23 protein-coding genes are annotated in these 22,182 nt (G+C 61.2%); 9 read left to right on the forward strand and 14 right to left on the reverse strand.

Features of this window, described 5'->3' with window-relative positions; translation table 11 throughout:
• Positions 1 to 75: 75 nt before the first annotated feature.
• Positions 76 to 1,152, reverse strand: a complete 1,077-nt coding sequence (locus C4J90_RS08865; protein WP_124419633.1) for an ABC transporter substrate-binding protein — start codon at positions 1,150 to 1,152, stop codon at positions 76 to 78.
• Between the two features lie 347 nt (positions 1,153 to 1,499).
• On the opposite strand from C4J90_RS08865, the gene C4J90_RS08870 reads away from it, so the two are divergent.
• A complete protein-coding gene (locus tag C4J90_RS08870) occupies positions 1,500 to 2,213 on the forward strand; it encodes a UTRA domain-containing protein (RefSeq protein ID WP_124362047.1) in 714 nt (237 codons plus the stop codon).
• Position 2,214: 1 nt separating this feature from the next.
• Here C4J90_RS08870 and C4J90_RS08875 read toward each other — a convergent pair whose 3' ends face one another.
• From C4J90_RS08875 to C4J90_RS08910, 8 genes are read right to left on the reverse strand one after another with little or no spacing between them, the layout of a single operon-like run.
• Entirely contained in the window at positions 2,215 to 3,183 is a 969-nt protein-coding gene (locus C4J90_RS08875; protein ID WP_124419634.1) for a metal ABC transporter solute-binding protein, Zn/Mn family, read from the reverse strand.
• Positions 3,183 to 4,082 carry a metal ABC transporter permease gene (locus C4J90_RS08880; protein WP_124362049.1) on the reverse strand — a complete coding sequence of 300 codons (900 nt, stop codon included), beginning with the start codon at positions 4,080 to 4,082 and terminating at the stop codon, positions 3,183 to 3,185. The genes C4J90_RS08875 and C4J90_RS08880 overlap by 1 nt, the downstream gene beginning before the upstream one ends.
• Entirely contained in the window at positions 4,079 to 4,822 is a 744-nt protein-coding gene (locus C4J90_RS08885; RefSeq protein WP_124362050.1) for a metal ABC transporter ATP-binding protein, read from the reverse strand. Before C4J90_RS08885 ends, C4J90_RS08880 begins: the two co-directional genes overlap by 4 nt.
• Complete coding sequence (locus C4J90_RS08890) at positions 4,819 to 5,739, reverse strand: metal ABC transporter substrate-binding protein (RefSeq protein WP_124362051.1); 921 nt, start codon at positions 5,737 to 5,739, stop codon at positions 4,819 to 4,821. The genes C4J90_RS08885 and C4J90_RS08890 overlap by 4 nt, the downstream gene beginning before the upstream one ends.
• A gap of 19 nt (positions 5,740 to 5,758) precedes the next feature.
• Complete coding sequence (locus tag C4J90_RS08895) at positions 5,759 to 6,319, reverse strand: DUF6162 family protein (RefSeq protein WP_124419635.1); 561 nt, start codon at positions 6,317 to 6,319, stop codon at positions 5,759 to 5,761.
• Entirely contained in the window at positions 6,316 to 6,627 is a 312-nt protein-coding gene (locus tag C4J90_RS08900) for a hypothetical protein (RefSeq protein ID WP_256658985.1), read from the reverse strand. Before C4J90_RS08900 ends, C4J90_RS08895 begins: the two co-directional genes overlap by 4 nt.
• A gap of 14 nt (positions 6,628 to 6,641) precedes the next feature.
• The gene (locus tag C4J90_RS08905; RefSeq protein ID WP_124419636.1) at positions 6,642 to 7,178 is read right to left on the reverse strand and encodes a thiamine pyrophosphate-binding protein; all 537 of its coding nucleotides are present in this window, start codon (positions 7,176 to 7,178) and stop codon (positions 6,642 to 6,644) included.
• Positions 7,178 to 8,377 (reverse strand): PepSY domain-containing protein, encoded by a 1,200-nt coding sequence (locus C4J90_RS08910; protein WP_124419637.1) that lies wholly within the window; start codon positions 8,375 to 8,377, stop codon positions 7,178 to 7,180. Before C4J90_RS08910 ends, C4J90_RS08905 begins: the two co-directional genes overlap by 1 nt.
• 658 nt (positions 8,378 to 9,035) lie before the next feature.
• Between C4J90_RS08910 and C4J90_RS08915 the strand changes: the two genes are divergently transcribed.
• Genes C4J90_RS08915 through C4J90_RS08930 form a run of 4 tightly spaced genes read left to right on the forward strand, consistent with a single transcriptional unit; the run spans position 9,036 to position 13,562 of the window.
• Positions 9,036 to 10,190 (forward strand): KamA family radical SAM protein, encoded by a 1,155-nt coding sequence (locus C4J90_RS08915; protein WP_124419638.1) that lies wholly within the window; start codon positions 9,036 to 9,038, stop codon positions 10,188 to 10,190.
• A 30-nt stretch (positions 10,191 to 10,220) separates the two neighbouring features.
• Positions 10,221 to 11,588 carry an acetyl-CoA carboxylase biotin carboxylase subunit family protein gene (locus tag C4J90_RS08920; RefSeq protein WP_124419639.1) on the forward strand — a complete coding sequence of 456 codons (1,368 nt, stop codon included), beginning with the start codon at positions 10,221 to 10,223 and terminating at the stop codon, positions 11,586 to 11,588.
• Positions 11,589 to 11,592: 4 nt separating this feature from the next.
• Positions 11,593 to 12,318, forward strand: coding sequence for a 2OG-Fe dioxygenase family protein (locus C4J90_RS08925; protein WP_124419640.1), 726 nt, complete (start codon positions 11,593 to 11,595; stop codon positions 12,316 to 12,318).
• Positions 12,315 to 13,562 carry an MFS transporter gene (locus C4J90_RS08930; RefSeq protein ID WP_124419641.1) on the forward strand — a complete coding sequence of 416 codons (1,248 nt, stop codon included), beginning with the start codon at positions 12,315 to 12,317 and terminating at the stop codon, positions 13,560 to 13,562. The genes C4J90_RS08925 and C4J90_RS08930 overlap by 4 nt, the downstream gene beginning before the upstream one ends.
• A 47-nt stretch (positions 13,563 to 13,609) precedes the next feature.
• Here C4J90_RS08930 and soxR read toward each other — a convergent pair whose 3' ends face one another.
• Positions 13,610 to 14,050 carry a redox-sensitive transcriptional activator SoxR gene (soxR, locus tag C4J90_RS08935; RefSeq protein ID WP_124414296.1) on the reverse strand — a complete coding sequence of 147 codons (441 nt, stop codon included), beginning with the start codon at positions 14,048 to 14,050 and terminating at the stop codon, positions 13,610 to 13,612.
• Between the two features lie 99 nt (positions 14,051 to 14,149).
• Between soxR and C4J90_RS08940 the strand changes: the two genes are divergently transcribed.
• On the forward strand, positions 14,150 to 14,515 hold the full coding sequence (locus C4J90_RS08940) for an antibiotic biosynthesis monooxygenase (protein WP_124362061.1): 366 nt from the start codon (positions 14,150 to 14,152) through the stop codon (positions 14,513 to 14,515).
• On the opposite strand, the gene C4J90_RS08945 is transcribed toward C4J90_RS08940, so the two are convergent.
• Positions 14,504 to 15,607 carry a sigma-54-dependent Fis family transcriptional regulator gene (locus C4J90_RS08945; protein WP_124414297.1) on the reverse strand — a complete coding sequence of 368 codons (1,104 nt, stop codon included), beginning with the start codon at positions 15,605 to 15,607 and terminating at the stop codon, positions 14,504 to 14,506. The two genes, C4J90_RS08940 and C4J90_RS08945, sit on opposite strands and share 12 nt — an antisense overlap.
• Positions 15,608 to 15,618: 11 nt before the next feature.
• The gene (locus C4J90_RS08950) at positions 15,619 to 16,785 is read right to left on the reverse strand and encodes an acyl-CoA dehydrogenase family protein (protein ID WP_372237485.1); all 1,167 of its coding nucleotides are present in this window, start codon (positions 16,783 to 16,785) and stop codon (positions 15,619 to 15,621) included.
• A gap of 288 nt (positions 16,786 to 17,073) precedes the next feature.
• Between C4J90_RS08950 and C4J90_RS08955 the strand changes: the two genes are divergently transcribed.
• The 3 genes from C4J90_RS08955 (at position 17,074) to C4J90_RS08965 (ending at position 20,595) form a co-directional block, all read left to right on the forward strand.
• The gene (locus C4J90_RS08955; RefSeq protein WP_124362064.1) at positions 17,074 to 17,343 is read left to right on the forward strand and encodes a hypothetical protein; all 270 of its coding nucleotides are present in this window, start codon (positions 17,074 to 17,076) and stop codon (positions 17,341 to 17,343) included.
• A gap of 233 nt (positions 17,344 to 17,576) precedes the next feature.
• Positions 17,577 to 18,737, forward strand: a complete 1,161-nt coding sequence (locus C4J90_RS08960) for a cysteine desulfurase family protein (protein ID WP_124419643.1) — start codon at positions 17,577 to 17,579, stop codon at positions 18,735 to 18,737.
• Positions 18,738 to 18,786: 49 nt separating this feature from the next.
• Positions 18,787 to 20,595: an aminopeptidase P family protein gene (locus C4J90_RS08965; protein ID WP_124419644.1), complete on the forward strand. Its 1,809-nt coding sequence runs from the start codon at positions 18,787 to 18,789 to the stop codon at positions 20,593 to 20,595.
• A 69-nt stretch (positions 20,596 to 20,664) separates the two neighbouring features.
• Here C4J90_RS08965 and C4J90_RS08970 read toward each other — a convergent pair whose 3' ends face one another.
• Positions 20,665 to 20,946 (reverse strand): hypothetical protein, encoded by a 282-nt coding sequence (locus C4J90_RS08970; RefSeq protein WP_124366501.1) that lies wholly within the window; start codon positions 20,944 to 20,946, stop codon positions 20,665 to 20,667.
• A gap of 168 nt (positions 20,947 to 21,114) precedes the next feature.
• A complete protein-coding gene (gene rhtA / locus C4J90_RS08975) occupies positions 21,115 to 22,002 on the reverse strand; it encodes a threonine/homoserine exporter RhtA (protein WP_124414301.1) in 888 nt (295 codons plus the stop codon).
• Positions 22,003 to 22,182: the final 180 nt, after the last annotated feature.

Genomic DNA, 22,182 nt, shown 5'->3' on the forward strand with positions numbered 1-22,182 from the left:
AATGACACACCGCTATCGGGAGCAAGCCCCCTCCCACATTGGATCTCCAGTGGATTTCCAATGTGGGCGACAGGCTTACTTCATTTCTACGATGACCTGCTCGTTCCACAGCTGCGGCAGCTTTTTGGACGTGGCTTCCCAGGCATCGGCATCCTTGATCGGCTGCGGGTTGGCCTTGGTGTACTGCTCACCCGGGATCAGGTTCTTGGCGATGTCAGCCGGCAGTTTCAAGTCGGTTTCGGCGCGGATCGGGCGTGCATTGCCTTTGGCCAGGTTGATCTGGCCGGCATCGCTGAAAATGTATTCGCGCGTCAGCTTGGCGGCGTTCGGGTGTTTGGCGTACTTGTTGATGATGGTGGTGTAGCCGGATTTCACCGAGCCATCCGACGGGATCAGCACCACGTAGTCATCCGGGTTGGCCATCTTGGCTTTATAGCTCAGGCCGTTGAAGTCCCAGACGATACCCACTTCGACTTCGCCTTTTTCCATGGTGGCGATGGTCGGGTTGGACAGCGAGAGGCGACCTTGCTGGGCGATCTTGGTGAAGAATTGCAGGCCCGGCGCGATGTTCCGCTCGTCGCCTTTATTGGCGATGGCGGCTGCCAGCACGGCGTTGGAGGCCTGGGCTGCGGTGCTTACGTCACCCACCGAGACCTTGTACTTGCCGGTTTGCAGGTCGGCCCAGCTGGTTGGAACGTCGGAGCCGTGCAGCAGCTTTTTGTTCACGATAAACGCGATGGTGCCGGTGTAGGCCAGCGCCCAGTGGCCGTCCTTGTCTTTCGCCCAATCCGGCACCTGGGCCCAGGTGGACGGTTTGTAAGGCTGGGTCACTTCCTGCTTCACCGCGATGGGGCCGAAGGCCGCGCCCACGTCGCCGATATCGGCGCTGGCATTGTCTTTTTCGGCTTTGAACTTGGCGATTTCCTGGGCCGAACTCATGTCGGTGTCGATGTGCTTGAGGCCATAGGTCTTGGCCAGGTCTTCCCAGGTGCCTTTCCAGTTGGCCCAGTCATCGGGCATGCCGACGCTGTTCACGGCGCCCTCGGACTTGGCGGCGGCTTCCAGGGTTTTTAGATCGGTATCAGCGGCCATGGCTGCGGTGCACATGGCAATGGTCGAGCCTAACAGTGATGCCAGGAAAAGCTGTTTCATCCGAAGCTCCTTTGGGCGTTTTCAACGCGGCGTTTTATGCAGGCGGTGTGGTTGGTCTAGGTCAGAGCAATACCTGAGCCAATCTAGACGCGATGGATGACAGTTTCATGTCGATGTCGTTTTTGAGGCGCTGATGTCGTTCGGCGCAGACTTAGCGTAGACCATGCCCAAGTGCCCGTAACGCCTGGACTTGGCCGATGTATTGCAGGGTGTGGTGCACGAGGGTGATGCGGCTGTCATCTGTCGGTCATCTGCAATGCCTAGGCTGGCGCAACATTGAGGTGGGACGTTTATGCAGCTTTATGTGCACTTGGATGGTGCTGGTCTAGTCCAGATAGGTAACGTTGATGCGTGACGAGGCAATCAAAGCGGTAACCTCCATCGGGCTGGCGCTGCAGGAGCAGATCGACCACGGCCTGTTGCCGCCCGCCAGCAAACTGCCCGCCGAGCGCAAGCTCAGCGAGTTGTTTGGTACCACTCGCATTACCGTGCGGGAAGCCTTGTTACAGCTTGAAGCCCAAGGGCAGATCTATCGCGAGGAGCGCCGAGGCTGGTTCGTCTCGCCGCCTCGGTTGGCCTACAACCTGATGCAGCGCAGCCACTTTCACGCGATGGTCAACGACCAGGGCCGGGTGGCATCGACCCAGGTGATTTCTGCGCGCCTGCAACCGGCATCGGCGGCGGTGTGCGCCTGGTTACAGTTGCCGGCGCTGTCCAGCGTGATCCAGATCTGCCGGGGACGGCGGATCGATGGGCGGCTGGTGCTGTACGTCGAGCACTACCTGAACCCGCAGTATTTTCCTGGGATCCTGGCGTGCGACTTGAATCAGTCGATGACCGAACTGTATGCGCGCAAGTACGACTTGCACTATGGACGGGTGCGTTTCGAGATCGTACCGACCTCACTGCCGGTGGAGGCCGCCGCTGCGTTGCGCGTATCGGTGGGCAGCCCGGGCTTGCGGATCGCCCGGGTCAACTATGATCAGCACCAGCGCTTGATCGACTGCGACCTGGAGTTCTGGCGGCATGATGCGATTCATGTGGGTGTGGACGTGGTTTGAGCTATGGCGAGGGCGTGAGTGCCTTGATCACCTGATCCACATTGGTTTGCAGCTCTGTCACCGGGTCGGCACCGTCCACATTCAATACCAGCAGGGTGGCGCCCCCAGCCGTGACCGCCGCTTTCACCGCCTCACTCGGCTGGCGGTGGTGCAGCACCGTCGCCACATCATTGGTTTTCAACTGCGCACTGAACTGTTGCAGCGCTTCAGGCGTCCAGTCCGCATCCGGTCGTGCATCGGTACTGACCAGTTCCAGGTTCAGGCTGCTGACCAGATAGGCAAAGTGATCGCTCAAGCTGACCACACTCAGGTTATCGGCCTGGGCCAGGCGCGCCTCGCTGTCGGCGGCGAGCTTGAGCAGGCGCTGCTTGAGCGCGGCCAGGTTCGCGTCGATCTGCGGTTTGGCGCCCGGCGCCAGGCGGCTCAGGTCGGCCGCCAATACATCGGCCATGCGCCCCATGTTGTTGCCCGACTGCCACGGTTGGCTGTTCAAGCCATCGCTGACGCCCGGCTGCACGGCGATGCCCGGTAAGCCGCCATCCACCGGGCGTGCGGCGTCCACTTCGACAATGCGGATATTGCTGCGCCGCGCCACGGGGTAGAGCGGGTCGTCCGCCCACAGCGAGCGCAGGCCGATGGCGGCATCGGCATCCTGGGCGAGTTGGCTCAGCGCTGGCGCACCGCGCCCGGTGAAGTACGACACTTGCCGCGAACCGGGCAGGTTGGCGGGGGCGGCGCGTTCGAGCTGCACATCGGTGCCTTTAAGCAGCACTTGCGCGAGGCCGTAGGTGATCGGCAACGAGGCCAGCACCTTGACCGGTTTTGCTGTGTTGGGCTTGGTCAGCGCGGCATGACCAAGGCCATGGTTGGCGACGAAGTCCCTGGTTTGGAAGCCATCCACGACGGCGAGCGACGGGGTGCTGATCAGGCAAGCCATGGCCAGGGCCAGTGGGCGAAAGTCAGGGCGCATTATCCAAGATTCCCTTTGAGGCTGGGCACTGTACCGCGCGCAATCGCGGCGAGGGCGAAGGCGATACCGGCGACCAGGATGATTGCGGCGCCGGAAGGCACCGGCAGGTCGAAGATGATCGGCAGCAGGATGCCGCACAGGGTGCTGACGGTCGCAATCGCCACCGACACCCAGAAGAACCCTTTGAGCGACTGGCTCAGCAGCCGCGCCGCCGCCGCCGGGATCACCAGCAGGGCACCGACCAGGATGGCGCCGATCACCTTGACCGCCGCGACGGTGATCAGCGTCACCAGGATTACGAACAGATAGTCCAGGGTCTTCACCGCCACCCCGCGCACCGCCGCCAATTGCGGGTTGAAGCTGGCGAGCATGATGCGGTTGTACAGCGGCAACGCCAGGGCCATCACCAGCGAACCGACGACCGCCAGCACCAGCAGGTCGTTGCCATTGACCGTCAGCACCGAACCGAACAGCACGTTTTCCAGAATGTGCACATTGATCTTGCCGGCCAGAATCAGCAGCAGGCTTGCGCCCAGCGCCAGGGACACCGACAGGAACACGCCGATCAGCGTATCCGGCGCCAGGCCGGTACGGTTGCGCAGGTAGTTGAGCAGGATGCCGAACAGCAGGCAGTAGCCGAACAAGCTGCCGTAGGGCCCGGTGTAGGGTTCCCCGAGCAGGATGCCCACGGCCACGCCGGTCAGCGCGGCATGCCCGACCGCTTCGGAGAAAAACGCAAAGCGCTTGACCACCACCAGTGTGCCCAGGCCGCCCAGCACCGGGCCGATCAGCAGACCGGCGAGCAGGGCGTTGACCACAAAGCCGTAGGCCAGTGCCTCGGGCAGATAACCGGCAGAGGCCCAGCCCTGGACCATCAGGCGAAACGCTTCATAACTCATTGCGCCAGGCTCCGAGGGTGGGTGGAGAACAGGGTCAGCAGGCGATCGGGGGTGAGGGCCTGTTTCGGCGTGGCGTCGAACAGTACGCGGCGGTTCAAGCCGGTCACGCGGTCGGCCAGGCGCCCGACTGCCTCGAGGTCGTGCTCGATCCACAGCACGGTAATCCCGGCCAGTCGCCAGTCATTCAACAGTCGCTCGAACACCTGGATACCGGCCTCATCGAGGGCCGACATCGGTTCATCCAGCACCAGCAATTGCGGCGCCGGAATCAGCCCCTGAGCCAGCAATACCCGTTGGCGTTCACCGCCGGACAAGGCGCCCATGCGCCGCTTGCGCTTGTCCTGCATGCCGACCCGTTCCAGCGCCTCGCCAATCGCGCCGGCGTAGTGCCGGGACAGGCCGAGAAACGCCGGCCGCCGCTGGCACATGGCGGCCATAAAATCATCCACGGTCATCGGCAAACCCCGGTCGAACTCCAGGGCCTGGGGCACATAGCCAATGGTGCCGGGGCTGCCCGGCCACTCCAGGCTCAAGCGGCCCTGGTGCGGCGTTTGCCCGAGCAGGGTCTTGATCAGCGAGCTTTTGCCGCCGCCATTCGGGCCGACCAACGCGTGAATGCTGCCGGGCCGTACCTGAAAGCTCACCTCATCGAGAATAACGGTGCGGCCCAAGGTCAGCGACACCTGGTCAAAGTCGAGGGTCGGGCCACAGGCCAGGTTCAGCGGTTGCGCCGCCGTCATGTTCCCGACTCCTGGATCGCGCGAACCACGGTGTCGAGGTTGCCGGTCATTTCCACCTCATACTTTTGCGCGCTGTATTCACCGTAGGAAATATGCGACAGCGGATACAGCTTGACCCCGGATTCCCGTTGGATTGTGTCGACATAGGAAGACGGGAAATCCATTTCCGAGAAAATCACTTTCACGTCCAGGGCGCGCAGTTCATCAATGGTTTTTTTCAACTGGCTGGGGCTGGGCTCGATACCGTGGGCCGGTTCGACCACGGCGGTGACTTCCAGGCCGAACTCGCGCAGCAGGTAGTCGTAGGCCGCGTGTACCGTGGCCACGCGCAGGTCCGGGTTGGGCGCACTGGTCAGCTTGGCCAGGGCATCGGCGCGCATCTGGCGCAGGCGTTTGCCGTAGGCGCGGGCGTTCTGGGTGTAGGTCTTGGCGTTGTCCGGGTCGAGCTTGCCCAGCTCGCGGGCGATGTTGTTGACCTGGGCAATCGACGCACTGATCGACAGGAACGTGTGCGGGTTGACCACCTTGCCCGCACCGCGCGCGGCATTGCCGGTGGCGGCCAGCAAAGGCACGTTGGCGTTGGCTTCGATCACCGGGATGTCCGGGCGCTCGCTGGTGGCGATCATGCGGTCGGCGAAGTCATCATGCCCCACGCCATTGAGCACGATCACGTCCAGGGTGCCGATGCGCTTGATGTCTTCGGCGCGCGGCTCGTAGGCATGGGGGTTGAACCCGGCCGGAATCAGTGGCACCACCTCGGCCTTGTCGCCGACGATGTTTGCCACGTAGCTGTAGTAAGGATGCAAGGTGATGCCGATGCGCAGGCGTTTACCCGCCTCGGCGTTCGCCAGGGGCGCGAGCATCAGGCTGAACAGGCCAACCAGCAACAGGCGCAACAGGGGAGATGAAATGGACATGGGCAATCGGTCTTCTCGTTCAGTGGCGATGCTGGCGGGTCACGCCAGCATCGAATTGCGCGACCACTTGCCGCCAGCCGGCAGCGATCAGCGCCTGGTCAGTGAGGTCGGAGGGGGCAGCCAGGTCGTTGCCACGGTTGAGCCAGATATCCGGCTCGGTGCCCTGCACGCGCATCAACAGCGAACCGCTGGTGCCCGGTGCCTGGCTCAAGCCCAGGTAGGCCGAGGGGGCGAGCAGCTGCCAGCGATGATCGCCACGGCTGACGGAACTGGCGTCCTGGGCAAACGGCGCAAAGCCCTCCTGGGCCAACTGGGCCGGTGTCGGCAGGGCGTTATGTTCCTGCTGCAGCAAGTGGATTTCATCCAGGGTCACCCGCAGGTCGGCGTAGACCCCCTGTTCGGCGGCGCTCAGGTCGCGTCGGGCATCCAGTTGGTGGCTTGGCACCGTTGCGAGCTCCTGGGTCTCACCGTGCAAGGCCACCACCGTTCCCGACACCGTCAGGATGATCAGGCACAGCAACAGCACGTAAAGGGTTTCATGACCCGCGCCGGCCGGGCGCACTACTTGTACGGTACTCATGGCGCCTGGATATCCGCTTGGTCGATTTCCACCACGTGACCGGGGCCGGCATCGAACAGCACATAGAATTCGGCTGCGGGTTTCTTGAAGGTCAGGGTCGAATCCTCACCGAGCTTGCCCGGCACCAGGATGGTCTCGTCGTAGCCGATCACATCCAGGGTCACGCCCGGAGCGCCGCTGCCATCGGAGAACCCCCCTTTGCACTGGATCTGCTCGCCGGGGATTTCCTTGCATTCGCACATCGGGTTGTGGGCGAAGGCCACGTCAGTGAAGCCGGCGCTCAGCACTAGCACGCCAGCGGCGCGCATCAGGCGCTTGAACATCATGGTTTGACTCCTTGCTTGTTCAGCCAGGCAACAGTGGCGGGCGAGGCCTGGCTCAGTGGAATGGAACCCTGGTGCATGCTGCCGTCCCAGCCTTCCATGGTGACCCACAGTTCAGCGTCGACCGGCGTGCGTTCCGGCACCGGCAGGACGGCGCCCATGCGGTAGGGCGTGCCAAAAAAGATCACCCCGGCGGCCCGCAGGCTGCGCGGTTTGCCGATGCGCAGATAAGTCGCCTTGACCTGCTCGGCGCAGGTGGCGCACAGGGCGGCGTTAAAGGTTTTCATCGGGCCGGCCGGGTCCGGGCGCGGGCCTTCGTTGCGAAATTCCGCGAGGGTCAGGCTCCAGGGGCCGACTTGAACGTCCCCGGCGACCCGCTCGCCGATGCCGCCATCGCCGCGAAACAGCGCGGCATCGGCAAAATACTTGGGCATGAACCCCAGCGGCACCAGCAACAGCAGGATGTTTATATGAAAACGCCACCTCAGCCAGCATGCGCGCAGCGGGGAAGAGGGTTTGGCCGCGACCTTGCTCATCAGTGCGTCTCCGAGGTTTCAGCCTGCAGGGCAGAGATGGGCACAGGCGGGCGCTGGGTCTTGGCCTCGCGTTTGAGAGCGTGGAGGGTGGCCAGGGCGGTGCGCTTGGTCCAGATCAGCAAGCCGCTCAGCACCATCATGCTCAGCACCAGGCCGAAGAAGGCCCAGATCAGCTTGATCCACAGGCCACCGAAGTCACCGGTGTGCAGCGGGCGCATGGACTCGGTGACGAACTCCAGCGTGGTGCGGTCGGACAACAGGTGCGAGACCGCGATTTCACCGCTGTAGGGGTTCAGTTGCGCGGTCTGGAACATCAGCGGGTACCAGCCGCGCCCGCCGATCTGCAGGTGGCTGTAGGCATTGAGGGGCAGGAAGGCAAACGTGGCCTCCAGCCCGGGAATGCGCTGGGTGGCGATCTTGATCGCTTCGTCCAGGGCAATCATCGGGGCCGGTACGCCGGGGGCGGACAGCGGTACCTTCTCCCGGGCAATCACCGGCACGATGGGCTCGCTGGAGATGGAAATCTGATTGTCGGCCAGGGTCGCCTCGATCAGGAACCAGGTGCCGGTAATGGAAATGACGGCGATGAACCAGATCGACCAGATACCGCTCAGGCGGTGAAAGTCACCCCAGAAGATGCGCGCGCCATGGCGGATGCGCAGGGTAGGGCGCAAAAAGCCTTTCCAGAAACGCTTGTACACCACCAGACCGGTGACCAATGAGGCCAGCAAGGGCAGGCCGAGCAGCGACACCAGGTACCAACCCCAGCTGTAGCCATTGGTGAACGGCACTAGCCACCAGCCGTGCAGGGCACGGGTAAATTGCTTGAAGTCGAACGATGGGCTGATGCCCTGGATGGCGCCCGTGTAGGGGTTGGCATAGGCCTCGACCGAACGTCCGTCCGGGTAGCTGAGACCGACGGTCAACGCGAAGTGTGATTCGTCGGGGCGGATGATCGAGCGCACGATGACTTGGGGCTCGTCGTGCTTGATGGCGGCGATTACCTGGTCGAAGCTCAGCGGCTGGGCATCATCAGACGGCTTGGTCGCCCGGATATCCGGGTTGGCCAGCCAGACGATTTCCTGGCTGACCACCGCCAGGGTGCCGGTGACGCAGACGATCAGTACAAAGAACCAGATGGGCAGCGCCAGCCAGCTGTGTACGAGAAACCAGAGTTTTGAGCGTGACTTCTTCGACATGTGAATGAGGGTCTTGATCGGAGGGGGCGATGGAAGCCCGGAAAAGGCCAGTCGTAGCTTTTGCTGACGCGACGGGCTGTATCTAAGTTAAGACGGATGAGAATGAGAAATCCCCAAGGGGGAAATGAAAGAAAATGTTTCAGGCTCACCGGGGTGGCCTGCGCAGGGGCAATGATCGTGCCTGATTGCACTGAGGGATGGGGTGCAAGCGAAGCGCACGTCGAGGCTGAGTGGCTAGCGTTGAAGTACGTAGTTACATAAGTATAAAAATAATTTGGCGGGTTATTTGCTGTGCTATTTACTTTTTAAATTAACCCATGTGAGCGGCTGGATACCCATGCCTGCGGGGGTAGGCAAAGGTGCGGTTTAAAACCAGAAAAAAACAAAGGATATTGTATTGACGGTATCGGAAGCTTCGGCTTAAGTAGGTATCGGCTTGGAAGTCAGATAATTTTAAAAAAAGGAAGTTGCTATATGACCGTATTCATCGTTTATCCGAACCCTCAGATAATAAATTCCTGTCACTTTCCAGTGGGGCTGATTGCATCGGCCAGCTGATCGTCGCCTGTCACTTAAGTCGATTGTCATTGTTGCGAATATCGCTGTTCCCGAGAGGGAAGGGCACGCATTCATATGCCTGAACAGAGAGTACCCACTCATGTCGATTTTTGATCAAGAAATTCACCGCTCGGTACAGTGGCAGGACTGGCGCTGGCAGCAGAAGAACGCCCTGCGTGATGAACCGACGCTGCGCGCCGCCTGCGGTGGTTGGGACGAGGAAACGACTGCGCACATCGAACATAACCTGCTCGGGCGCAAAATGCAGATCACGCCTTACTACATCGATCTGATCAAGCGCTCCCTCACTACCGGCACGGTCATGGACCACCCGCTGTGGCGGCAAGTGGTGCCGTACTGGAGTGAACAGGTCGAGGGCGATTACGACGGCACTTCCGAGAACTGGGAGTTGGGCCATGAAATGAAGACGCCCATCTGCCAGCACAAATACGACAATCGCGTCATCCTGCGCACCACCAATACCTGCAACGCCTATTGCCAGTTTTGCTTCGAAGCGCTGCGCACGCTGCAGGTGGGCACTGAAAAGGCCAACGCCAGCAAGGATTCCTTCATGGAATCGGTCGAGTACATCCGCGCCAACCCGGCTATTGAAGAAGTGATTCTCAGCGGCGGCGACCCGTTGATGCTGGCCGACCGCAAGCTCGAAGAATACCTGGCCGCCCTGCGCGGGATCAGTGATGACTTGCTGATCCGCATTCACTCGCGGGCCCTGAGCTTCAACCCGTTTCGCGTGACCGATGAGTTGATCGCGATGCTGGAAAAGTACAAGGTCAATGCGTTCGGCGTGCACGTCTGCCATCCGCTCGAACTCAGCGCTGACTTTGCGGTGGCGGTCAAACGTATTCAGGGCGTGGTGCCGATCGTGTTTTCCAATATGCCGTTGTTGCGCGGCGTCAACGACGACGAAGCGACACTGCATAAGTTGTTCATCGATCTTTATCGCCTGGGTGTGAAGCCTTATTACTTATATCACTTCATGCCGTTTTCACCCGGCGCCTCTGAATACAAGGCATCGATCAGCCAGGCCATCACGATCATGGATCGCCTGAAGCGGCGAGTGTCTAATATCGCCCTGCCTGAATATGTTCTACCGCACGCACAAGGCAAGTTCACGGTGCCGCTGTTGGACTTTGAAAAGCCTGAGAATTTACCGCACTTCGAAGTTCGCGACGGGCAGCGCCATTACCGCTTCCTTAACTGGGAAGGGCAGTGGTGCAGTTGGCAGGATGCCTGAATCAATTGATGGACTAAGGCGGTATAAAGCATGAAACAAGACGCCATTCTTTTTATTGATGTCGATGACAGTACGGCTGTCCGTTATAACTACCGAGAGCCGCATTTTGCGGTTGCCCGTGCTCAGGGCCTGGTGTGCTTGACGGCGGGTGTGGCAGGGCGCAGGCATATACAGCGACTCGAGGAAGACAGCGATGCGGTGTTCCTGCTCAACGCACTCAACGAGCAAGCCATTCTTGATCTGGTCGGCCAGCTCGATGAGCAGTATCAGATTCGCGGAATTTTCTGCCAGGCTGGTCATCCGTCTGCGCAAGGTGAAGTCGGCTGCATCGTGGCACGGGCGTCCCGGCGCCTGGGCCTGGTGCACAGCTGTCCCGAGGCAATTGCCGTGTGCAACAACAAGTTCCTGATGCGCAGGGTACTGAAACAGCACGCCATTCGTTCCGTGCCGTTTGCGCTGTGCAATGACGAACAACAACTCCAGCAGAATGCCGAGCGGGTGGGTTACCCGCTGATCGCCAAACCGCCGTTTGGCGGGGCTTCGGCGTTTATCAAGAAATGCGCCAATTGGGCCGAGCTGCGCAGCCACTACGCGCTGTTCGTCAGGGATCACGCTGGCGCCGCGTATGCGGATTTCTACGGTTGCGTGCACACACTGCCGGAAGAAGACGGCGAACGGCATGACTACATCCCCGGGCGCAGTCTGTTATTGGAGGGCTACATCCCCGGTATCGAAGGCAGTGTGGAATGTGTCGTGGCCGGCGAGCGTGTGCACCCGCTGCTGATCAACGAAAAGCTGCTGTTGACCGAGCGCAGTGGCACGGTCCTGGAAAACCTGCTGATTACCCCACCGACGTCCTTCACCGACAGCCAGTGCGCGCAGATCCGCGAGTACGCCGTGGCGTGCCTGCAGGCGGTCGGCCTGACCAACGCCGTGGTGCATTTCGAGTTCCGCATGACGGAGCAAGGGCCGGTGGTGATCGAGATCAACCCACGCGTGGGCGGGCTCTATGTGAACGCGGCGTTGCGTGACTTGGCCGGTATCGATCCCTACCAACTGTATCTCTCATTGTTGACGGGCGAGCAGGGTGTCACTGCGCAGTTGGAGGCGGGGGCACGCAAGGTTGCCGAGACCGGGCAGCATTACGCGATGCTGGCGATTTACCCGCAGCACAGCGGCCGGTTCGAGGGCATCGAAGGCATGGAGTACCTGGAGCGTAACGCTGCGGTGCTGGAGTACGCCCAGCAGGAGCCGGGCCATATGATCGATGCGGACATCGAGGAGCACTATCTGCTCAAGTGCTGGGCCAAGGTCGACGGCGCTGCCGACGCCCACGCGCTGCATGACGCGGTCACTCAGCACCTGCGCGTTATCATCGACCCCCCAGTGGCAGGCTAGCGATATGGACATCCCACGAATTAGCGCGCAGTTGCGCGAGCAGCATTACTGCCATCGCCGTGACTTTGGCGAATTGCTCAATATCGAGCCCGCAGAAGAGCAAAGTTTCCGGGCCTACTGGGCCAACCTGGTGCGCGACGAGGCGTTCAAGGCGTACACCCATCGTGAACGGCGGATCCTGCGCTATCGTTTATCACCTTCACGGCAGTTGCAGATCGACAGGAGCACCGCGTTCAAGTCGCCGGTCACCTACGCCGTCAACTATCGTCAGGGGGTGAACCACTTGAGCTATAGCGAGGAAGGCTTTATCGAGCATCCACTGATGCACAAACTGCTGGCCACCGACCTGGCGGTGATCGCACCGCACCTGGGCGAACAGAGCTACACCATCGACATCCACCAGTTCCGCGTGCGTGCGGATGCCCAAGCGAGCAGCCCCACCACGTCGGGGATTCATCAGGATGGCCTGGATTGGGTGTTCATGCACTTTATCGGCGAGCACAACACGGTGCCGGTGGTGTCTGAAGTGTTCACCACTGAAGCGGAGCACAGCCGGGTGTTGAATGTGCCCATGGAGCACTTCCTGGAAACCCTCGTGGTTAACGACCGCAGGCTCTACCATCGCGCTGGAGATGTACGGCCGAGGGTCGATTCGACGCCGGCCTGGCGCGATATGCTGTTGGTCAGCCTGCGCAGCGTGCCCGCCGATCAAGAGGCGCCGCCCGCATGAGCCTCGATCAACAGCTGTACCTGTCGACCCGCAACGCGCGGCTGATCATTTTTGCTCGCGGCGTTTCGGACTTTGGCGCCTTTCTCAACCTGGTGGCCCTGTCCACCTATGTCTACTGGCTCAGCCAGAGCGTGGTGTTCGTCAGCATCTTCCTGGCGTGCCGCGTCACCGGTGGCATTGTCGCCAGCCTGTTTGGCATCCCGTTTTTCCGGCGCTTTGCCGGGCGCGGCACGTTGGCGGGGCTGGACCTGGCGCGAGCGTTGTTGCTGACGCCGCTGTTGCTGCTGATTCCCACCCATCAACTCAGCCTGTTGCCGTTCATTGCCTTTGGTATCGGCTTGTGCAATTCCCTGTTTGCCATTGGCCTCAACAGTCAGTTGCCCACCTGGGTGGCCCTTGAACAGCGGGTGAACACCAACGCCTGGATCACCTCGGCGGCCGCCACCGGCGCGGTGTTCGGCAGTTTGCTGTCGGGGCTGCTGATTGCCACCGGGGGATTCGAGGCGGTGTTCGCGGTGAATATCGGCACGTATGTGATTGCCGCTTGCCTGGTGCTGCCATTGCGCGGGTTGTACTGCGTCGCCATCGCCGCCCATCGCGGGCTCTCGGCCGAATGGCGCGAGTTGACCAAGGGGCTGCGCGCCGCGCCGGTATTGGCCGCCATGTTGTTGATCAGCATGCTCGACACCCTTGGCAGTGCGGCGCATAACGTCGGCTGGCCGGTGCTGTCCCAGTACATTTCCCCGGACACGGCCAAAACGGTGATGGGGTATCTGCTGGCGGTCTGGGCCTGCGGCAAGTTTATCGGGGCACGTATTGCCAGTGCGCTGTTGAAAGGCCGTGGCACGCCGAGCATGGAACGCCTGTTCATGTTCGGCGTGGCGCTGATGTCCAGCGGCTTTATCCTCACCTTCCAGCAAACCCAATTGTGGCTGGCGCTGCTGTTGGTGGTGTGGGCGGGGTTGGGAGACGGGCTGTCTGAAGTGGCGTTGGTCTCGCGTGCGCAAAGTGAACCGGATAGCCTGCGCCTGCCGCTGTTCAGTTTATTGACCCTGATTCAAATGGCGGGCTTCGGCGTGGGGATGCTGGTGGTCGGGCCGTTCTACCTGACGTGGACGCCGGCCCAGGTGATTGTGCTGTTCCATGGGCTACCGCTGACGGCGCTGGCGGTAATGACCCTGTGGCTGGGGTGCACGGCTTACCGAAGCCGGCCGGACGTGTCGCGCACACCGCCCGCGCGTTGATAGCGACCGGTGGGAGGGGGTGAGCCCCTTCCCACCTGGGTAGCGCCTCAACTGGGTTCAAGCAACTGCGCTCCCGGCCCGCGCTCACCGAGTTGGTCACCCTGGTTGCGCAACGGGCAGGCGTCCATCGACAAGCACCCGCAGCCGATACAGCCATTGAGCTTGTCGCGCAGTTGCACCAGCTTGTTGATCCGCTCATCCAGGTCTTCCCGCCAGCGTGCCGACAGGCGTGCCCAATCCTTGGCCGTCGGTGTGCGGCCTTCAGGTAATGCTTGCAGCGCCTCGCCGATGGTGGCCAACGGAATGCCCAGGCGTTGGGCGATCTTGATCACTACCACTCGCCGCAACACGTCACGCGGGTAGCGCCGTTGGTTACCGGCGTTGCGATTGCTTTTGATCAGCCCCTTGGTTTCGTAGAAATGCAGGGCGGTGACGGCCACGCCGCTACGGGCGGCCAACTGGCCAACGGTGAGTTGCTTGTCGAGCATACAAACTCCGATTCATCACTTGACCTTGACTTAACTAGAGGTTTTACCCTGCGTGGCACTGAATCGCAAGATTCTGCCTACAGAGAAAGGGGAGTGTTCATGCAGGTATCAGAGAAGAATCGCAGCTTCACGCAGTTGATCGAATTTCAGATCGACCCCCGCCAGCAGTCTGCCCTGGTGGCGGCCCTGACCGTCCAGAGCGAGCGACTGGCCGAGAACCATGGCGGCTTTTTGAGTGCGAGCGTGCAGGTCAGCGATGATGGGCGGCGGGTGCTCAACTGCCTGCAATGGCAATCCCGCGAGGATGGCGAGGCGGCATTCCGGCGCTTCGAGCAAGGCGGCGAAGACCTCTGGACGCTGATCCGGATGCACCAGGCCAGGGCGGTGACCTTTGATTCATTTCAGGTGCTGCGCAGTTTTGAGCGCAGCCATGACGACGCCTTGCACTGCCGCCTAAATGGATAGGTGCAGCATCCGCTCGCCCTGCAGGTTTCCCCCAGGCCGACGCTTGTTGACTGCCAGCTCGCCGATCTTGATCAGCCGTGTGCGCGTGACGTTGCGGCTCAAGCCCAGCAGGCTGGCGGTGTGCACCTGGTTGTAATGGCTGAAGCGGTACGCGGCGCGTAACAGCGCATCCTCGACCTTTTCGTGCAGGGCGCCGGCCTGTTCCTCGAACAGCTTTTGAAAGGCGCGCGCCAGCAACGCTTCGGCGCTGTTGTCGGTGCCGTGCTGGCTGTCGTCCTGGCGCTCGATGCGCAGGTTCGACAGGCGCAGATCATCGCGTTCGATCACGCTGTTGCGGCAGATCAGCAGGGTATGGTGAATCACGTTTTCCAGCTCGCGGATATTGCCCGGCCAACTGTAGCTGCGCAGTTTTTGCTCGGCCTCACGGCTGATGGTGATCGGACCGTAGCCCAGGCGTTGGCTGTAGGCTTCGATGAAGTGTCGGGTCAGTGGCAGGATATCGCCGGGACGCTCGCGCAGGGGGCTCAGCTCCAGGCTGACCACGTCGAGACGGTAGTAGAGATCTTCGCGGAAGTGCCCGGCATTGATGGCCTTTTCCAGTTGCACGTTGGTTGCCGCCAGTACCCGGACGTTGATCGGAATGCTCTTGCGCGAGCCCAGGCGCACCACTTCGCGCTCCTGCAGCACGCGCAGCAGCTTGACCTGAATGGCCATGGGCAGATCGCCGATTTCGTCGAGGAACAAGGTGCCGCCGTCCGCCTCTTCGAACCAGCCCGCCTTGGCGCTGAGGGCGCCGGTAAAGGCACCTTTTTCGTGGCCGAACAGCTCGGCTTCGACGAGGGATTCAGAGAACGCCCCGCAGTTCACCGCCACGAATGGCCGGTTGCGCCGCGCGCTGAGGTTGTGGATATGGCGCGCCACCAGTTCTTTTCCGGTGCCGGTTTCGCCGATGATCAGCACGCTGGCTTCGCTGGGCGCCACTTGCTGGATGTGGTCGAGCAGGGCCTGGGATTTCGGGTCTTCGAACACCTGAGCCGTGGCACGGATCGAGGTCGCGAGGGCAGGCGAGGGTGGGAGGGTCAACAGCTGCATGGGCACCTCTCTTAGGAATAGAACGTGGGAATCGGCAGGGCCTGGTTTAACGCCCAGTCACCCAGTTCGTGGAGTTTGTAATCCAGCGGGTCGTGCAGGGTTTGCGTGCGCAGGTTGCGCCAGTGGCGGTCCAGGCGCAGTGACGCGTGGGTGGACCGCGCGCCGGTGACGTCGAACAGACGGGTGCACAGATCCAGGCCCTGGCGCGTCGCGGCCACTTTGGCGGTGGCGATGGCAATGGCCAGTTGGCCGCGTTCCTGTTCGCTGAGGCTTTGGCCTTTGGCCCAGGCCTGGTCGAACAGCTCCGCGGCGCGTTCCACCAGCAGGCGCACGCCTTGCAGCGCGACCCAGAAGTCGCCGTAGTGGTGCAGCACGTAAGGGTCCTGGCGTACGTCCTCGGCCATGGATTTATGCCACGCACGGGTTTCGGTGAGCGTGTAGTGGCGCGCCTCTTCGAAGGCGCCTTCGGCAATGCCTAAAAACATATGGGTGAAAGTGAGCTGGGCAATCAACGGCCGCAGGCAGGCGAAAGGCGTGCTCAGTGGGCCCGGCTCGAGCAGTAATTCCGACTCCTCAACGCGCACCCGTTCAAAGCTTGCGCTGCCGCTGTCGGTCTGGCGTTGGCCGATGGTGTTCCAGTCATTGTGCAAGGTGATCCCGCTGCGCCCGCTGGGAATGGCGGCAATCAGCAGCTTGCCCCCGGCGCTTTCATCCACCGCCGAGGCGATGAGCATTTCTGAATCATTGGCCCCGGAGCAGAAACTTTTCTTGCCGGAAAATTCCCGCCAGCCGCCGAAGTCCTTGACCACCGTGCGCGTGTCCAGCGGGTTGAGGGCATTGCCCCAGAACCAGTTCTTGCGCGCGGTTTGTTCGAACCAGGGTTGCCATTGGTCCGGGCGCGCAAACAGGCGCACGGTGGCGAGCATCAAGTGGTGGAAGCCGAAGACATGGGCGATGGAACTGTCGACCTTGGCGAACTCGCGCACGATGCCCAGCGTTTCGCTCCAACGCGCACCGAGGCCGCCGTATTGGCGGGGAATACTCAGGGCGAGCAGGCCACTGTGGCGCAGGGCGTCACGTTCGGCCTTGGGTGTGCCGCCGCGTTCGTCGCGCTCGACGGCGCTGACGGCGAATTCGGCGGCCAGCAGTTTGGCGGTCTGCAGTGCACTGGGCAGCACGCTTTGGGGGGGGCGGTCAAGGGAAAACCTCAATCTTGTTTGGCAATGCTATCCGATGTGCGTTGGGCCTCGTCTGGCGGGCAGCGTTGTGGTGTTTATAGAGGGATTCTTATATTCCGTAAATTAATTGATTCACATATTTATATATCTTAAAAGAATATAGCGTTGTGCCTATTGAGACTGCCGCCACGGTTGATAGCCACTATCGAGGACGGTGATTTTTCCCTGGGCAGGGGCGGGAGTAGCCTGTGTTCATTGACTCGACACCTCCTTCGCAGGGCTACCGCCATGAACCGTTCACTCGCTGTTTCGCTGATGCTTGTCACCGCTGTCCTCGCTGGATGTGCAACCCATCCGGCGCCTGAATTGCGGCCTTACACGGAACAGGAAACCAGACAGCTGGCGTTGGAAGCGCTGAGCCGCCGCGGATTGTCCTTCGATGAATATCAGCAGCAGCGGGCGGCATTGACCGGCCAGCCACAAAAAACCTTTGGTTTTGATCACCAGGGCGAAATGAACGCCGAGCGCAGCGTAGCCCTGAAGGATCGCCCCAGTTGAGCGGCGCTGTTACGGTGAAGAACCCGAGTGTTCCCATAAGGAAACTCGGGTTTTTTGTTTTCCATGGCGTGACTTCAGCCTGTTAAGCTGAATTTCAGGAGCGTTCCTACGCACATTTTCATAAAGTGGTCCTTCTATAACGGCATCCGATCAGTTAAACCTGACGACCTCTGTTCTGTTCGATGCCCCCGCGACACTGTTCTCGGGAACACGCTCTGCGAGTTTTTAACGCCATGAATAAACGTCCGTTGTATTTCGACTACGCCGCCACCACACCGGTGGATGAGCGGGTCATCCAGGTGATGGTTGAGTGTCTGGGTTTGAATGCCAATTTCGGTAACCCGGCGTCCAGTTCCCACGCCTTCGGCCAAGCGGCCCGGCAAACGGTCGAGCAGGCGCGTCGCCAGGTGGCCGAACTGGTTGGCGCCCAGCCCGAGCAGATCGTCTGGACCTCCGGCGCCACCGAGTCCAACAACCTTGCACTCAAGGGCGTGGCCCAGGCGCGTGGCGTGGCGGGCGGGCATATCATCACCAGCCAGATCGAGCACAAGGCCACACTCGACACCGCGCGCCAATTGCAGGACGCCGGGGTGGCGGTGACGTATCTGGTGCCTGATGCCGATGGCTTGATCAGTGTCGAGGCGGTCAGTGAAGCACTGCGTGAAGACACCTTTCTGGTCTCGCTGATGCTGGTCAATAACGAGCTGGGCACGTTGAACGACATCCCGGCTATCGGCGCACGGGTGCGCGAGCACGGGGCGTTGTTTCACGTGGACGCGGCGCAAGGGGCGGGCAAGGTGGCCATCGACCTGGCGCAGTGGCCGGTGGATTTGATGTCGTTTTCCGCCCACAAGCTTTACGGTCCGAAGGGCATCGGCGCGTTGTATGTAGGACCGCGTGCGCAGCAGAAGGTGTTGGCGCAGATTCATGGCGGCGGGCATGAGGGTGGCTTGCGTTCGGGTACCCTGGCCACTCACCAGATTGCAGGCATGGGCACGGCGTTCGCCCTGGCAGCGGCGTCTTTCGCCGAGGAGAAGGCGCAGATCGTAGCCTTGCGTCAGCATCTGCTGGATCAATTGGCGTCGATCGCGGGTGTGCGCCTCAACGGCAGCCCGACACTGCGAATCCCCCATACCCTTAGCCTTACGTTCAATGAAGGCGAGTTCAACGCGGCTGCGTTGAGTGCAGGGATTGCCTTCTCGGCGACTTCAGCGTGCAATTCGGCCAGCAACGCGCCGTCCCATGTGCTTCTGGCCCTCGGGCATGACGCCCGCAGCGCCGGCCGTACCATTCGCCTGAGCCTGGGCCGGTTTACCACCGAGCGGGATATCGACGAAGCGGTACAACTGATCAAGTCGGCACTGGCCAGCGCACCGGCGTTCTGGGCCGTCTGAAACTTCATTCGCAGTGCATAACAATTATTAGCGGTTAGCAGGAGACATAATGACTACGCAGCCTTTGACCCATGGAACGGTTCCCCAGCGCCTGGCGCAAACCCGTGAGCTGATGAGCCGAGAGGGGATTCATGCCCTGCTGGTACCGTCTGCGGACCCGCATTTGTCCGAGTACCTGCCCGGATACTGGCAGGGGCGTCAATGGTTGTCCGGGTTCCATGGTTCGGTGGGGACGCTGATCGTCACTGCGGAGTTTGCCGGGGTGTGGGCCGACAGCCGCTACTGGGAACAGGCGAACAAGGAGCTCAAGGGCAGCGGCATCGAACTGGTGAAACTGCAACCGGGCCAGCCCGGACCGCTGGAATGGCTGGCTGAACAAACCCCGGAAGGCGGCGTTGTGGCGGTGGATGGCGCGGTAATGGCCGTGGCCTCGGCGCGCACCCTGGGTGACAAGCTGGCGCAGCGTGGCGCGCGCTTGCGCACGGACATCGATCTGCTCAATGCTGTCTGGCATGACCGCCCGGCGCTGCCGAACCAGCCGATCTATCAGCACCTGCCGCCGCAGGCGACCCTCAGCCGCAGCGAAAAACTCGCGGCCCTGCGCGCCAGCCTCAAAGACAAAGGCGCTGACTGGCATTTCATTGCGACCCTGGATGACATCGCCTGGTTGTTCAACCTGCGCGGTGGCGATGTATCGTTCAACCCAGTGTTCGTATCCTTTGCCCTGATCAATCAACAGCAGGCCACCTTGTTCGTGGCGCTGAGCAAGGTCGATACCGAGTTGCGCGCCGCGCTTGAGCGCGATGGCGTGAGCGTGCGCGACTACAGTGATGTGGCTGATGCGCTGCGAGCCGTACCGTCCGGAGCAAGCCTGAAGATTGATCCGGCGCGCGTGACGGCCGGTTTACTGGAACATTTCGACGCCGGCGTGACGCTGGTAGAAGGCTTGAACCCCACTACACTGGCCAAGTCGCGCAAAAGCCTGGCCGATGCCGAACATATCCGGCAGGCCATGGAACAGGATGGCGCCGCGTTGTGCGAATTTTTCGCCTGGCTGGAATCGGCCCTGGGACGTGAACGCATCACTGAACTGACTATCGATGAGCATCTGACGGCAGCACGTGCCCGCCGTCCGGGGTATGTGTCGCTGAGTTTCAATACCATTGCTGCCTTCAATGCCAATGGCGCGATGCCGCATTACCACGCCACGCCAGAAGAGCATGCCGTGATCGAAGGCGATGGCTTATTGCTGATCGATTCCGGCGGCCAGTACCTGGGCGGTACTACGGATATCACGCGTATGGTGCCCATCGGTACGCCGAGCGCAGAGCAGAAACGTGATTGCACGCGGGTGCTCAAGGGCGTGATTGCCTTGTCCCGCGCTCAATTCCCCAAAGGCATCCTGTCGCCGTTGCTGGACGCCATCGCGCGTGCGCCGATCTGGGCCGAGGGCGTGGATTACGGCCACGGTACGGGGCACGGTGTAGGGTATTTCCTCAACGTGCACGAAGGCCCGCAGGTGATCGCCTACCAGGCTGCCGCTGCACCGCAAACGGCGATGCAGCCGGGCATGATCACGTCGATTGAGCCGGGCACCTACCGCCCTGGACGTTGGGGCGTGCGCATCGAAAACCTGGTGTTGAACCGTGAAGCGGGGACCACCGAATTTGGTGAGTTCCTCAGATTCGAAACCCTGACCTTGTGCCCGATCGACACCCGTTGCCTGGAGCCTTCCTTGCTCACGGCGGATGAGCGCGAGTGGTTCAACGCTTATCACGCCCAGGTGCGTGAACGCCTGAGCCCGCTACTCAGTGGCGAGGCGCTCACGTGGTTACAGGTGCGCACAGCGGCGATTTGATCGCGGGCTGACTGAGGGCTTCGCGCTGTGCTGCCTTGATCGCGACCGATCAGGGCAGCACTCAGGCGGCTACTTACAAATGACGATCATACTGCGACTGGTGTAGCCGGCAGGGTTGAGGCCGAAGGGGTAATCGCCGGGTTCTTCGGCGTTATCGCCGGATTTTGCGATAACCCGATAGCCCTTGGTGCCGCAGGAATCGGCCGCACTGGTGTAGCACTTATCCCAGGAGGAGGACAGGCCCGAGCAGTTGATATGCAGCCCTTTCTTGCCTCGCTTCACTTCTGTTTTCGTGGTCGCGGCACAGCCGGCAATGCCTACGACCAGCAACAGTATCAAAATTCGTTTCATTCCCATCCTTAAATAGCCGCTTCGCAAAAGAAACGAAGCCGGCCTTTACTCGCTCTCGAGCGTAGCGTTCATGCTGTCCGTGTCGAGTTTCTCCATGAAAGACCTTCGTTTACGGCCTAAACATGGCCTAAATGAGCAGTAAATACCAGCGCTGCCTTTTTAAAGAGCTCAGTCGGCGGGCACCAGCGGTTTGGATTCGTTGCGCATTGTCAGTGTGGCCCCAACGGAGGCCAGAATGATGCAGGTGATCGCCAGCCATTGCGCGAGCGTCAGGTGTTCATGCAGGAAGAACAGCCCGGAGAGGGCGCCGAACGCCGGCTCGATACTCATCAGGGTGCCGAACGTACGCGCGGGCAGGCGGGTGAGCGCAACCATTTCCAGTGTGTAGGGCAGCGCTGTCGATAAAATGGCGACACCGATGGCGATGGGGATCAAGCCGGGAGTCAGCAGCGCGGTCCCTGCGTGCACGATGCCGATTGGCGCGACGAACAAAGCGGCAATCATGACGCCGAGCGCGGCGGTCTGCACACCGTTATCGTTACCAGCCTTTTGGCCGAACAGAATATAAAGCGCCCAGCAGACACCAGCGCCGAGAGCATAGGCGGCACCGATCGCGTCGATGCCACTGCTGGTTTCGCCCGTCGGTATCAGCAGGAGTAAACCGACGACTGCGAGCGCGATCCACAAGAAGTCCACTGCCCGGCGCGATGCATACAGGGCGACGGCGAGCGGGCCGGTGAATTCCAGCGCTACCGCAATACCCAGGGGCACGGTGCGCAACGACATATAGAAGAGAAAATTCATGCCGCCCAGCGCCATGCCGTAGACAACTACAGTGCGCAAGGACTTGGCCGTCAGCTTGGCGCGCCATGGGCGTAATAGAAGCAGCATGATCACGCTGGCGAAAATCAAGCGCAGGGTGGTGGTACCTTGCGCGCCGATGACAGGGAACATGCTTTTGGCCAGCGAGGCGCCGGACTGGATGGATGCCATCGCTATTAACAGCAGGCCAACAGGGAACAGTATGGAGGCCAGGCTGCGGGGTGGGGTGGTCATTGAAGGTTTTCGTCCGAAGTCTTTCATATAAAGGGCAGAGCGCTGATGCGCTTAACGGGCACGTAATGCGCAATATACTGCTCAAGTGCAGAGGATTTAAAGAGTTTCGGGCTGTTTGATAGGAAATTCAAATTAAACGTTGACGGCAGATTTTGTGCGCCTATAATTCGCCCCACTTCC

This window comes from Pseudomonas sp. R2-60-08W (assembly GCF_003852335.1).
In the GTDB taxonomy this organism is placed as follows: domain Bacteria; phylum Pseudomonadota; class Gammaproteobacteria; order Pseudomonadales; family Pseudomonadaceae; genus Aquipseudomonas.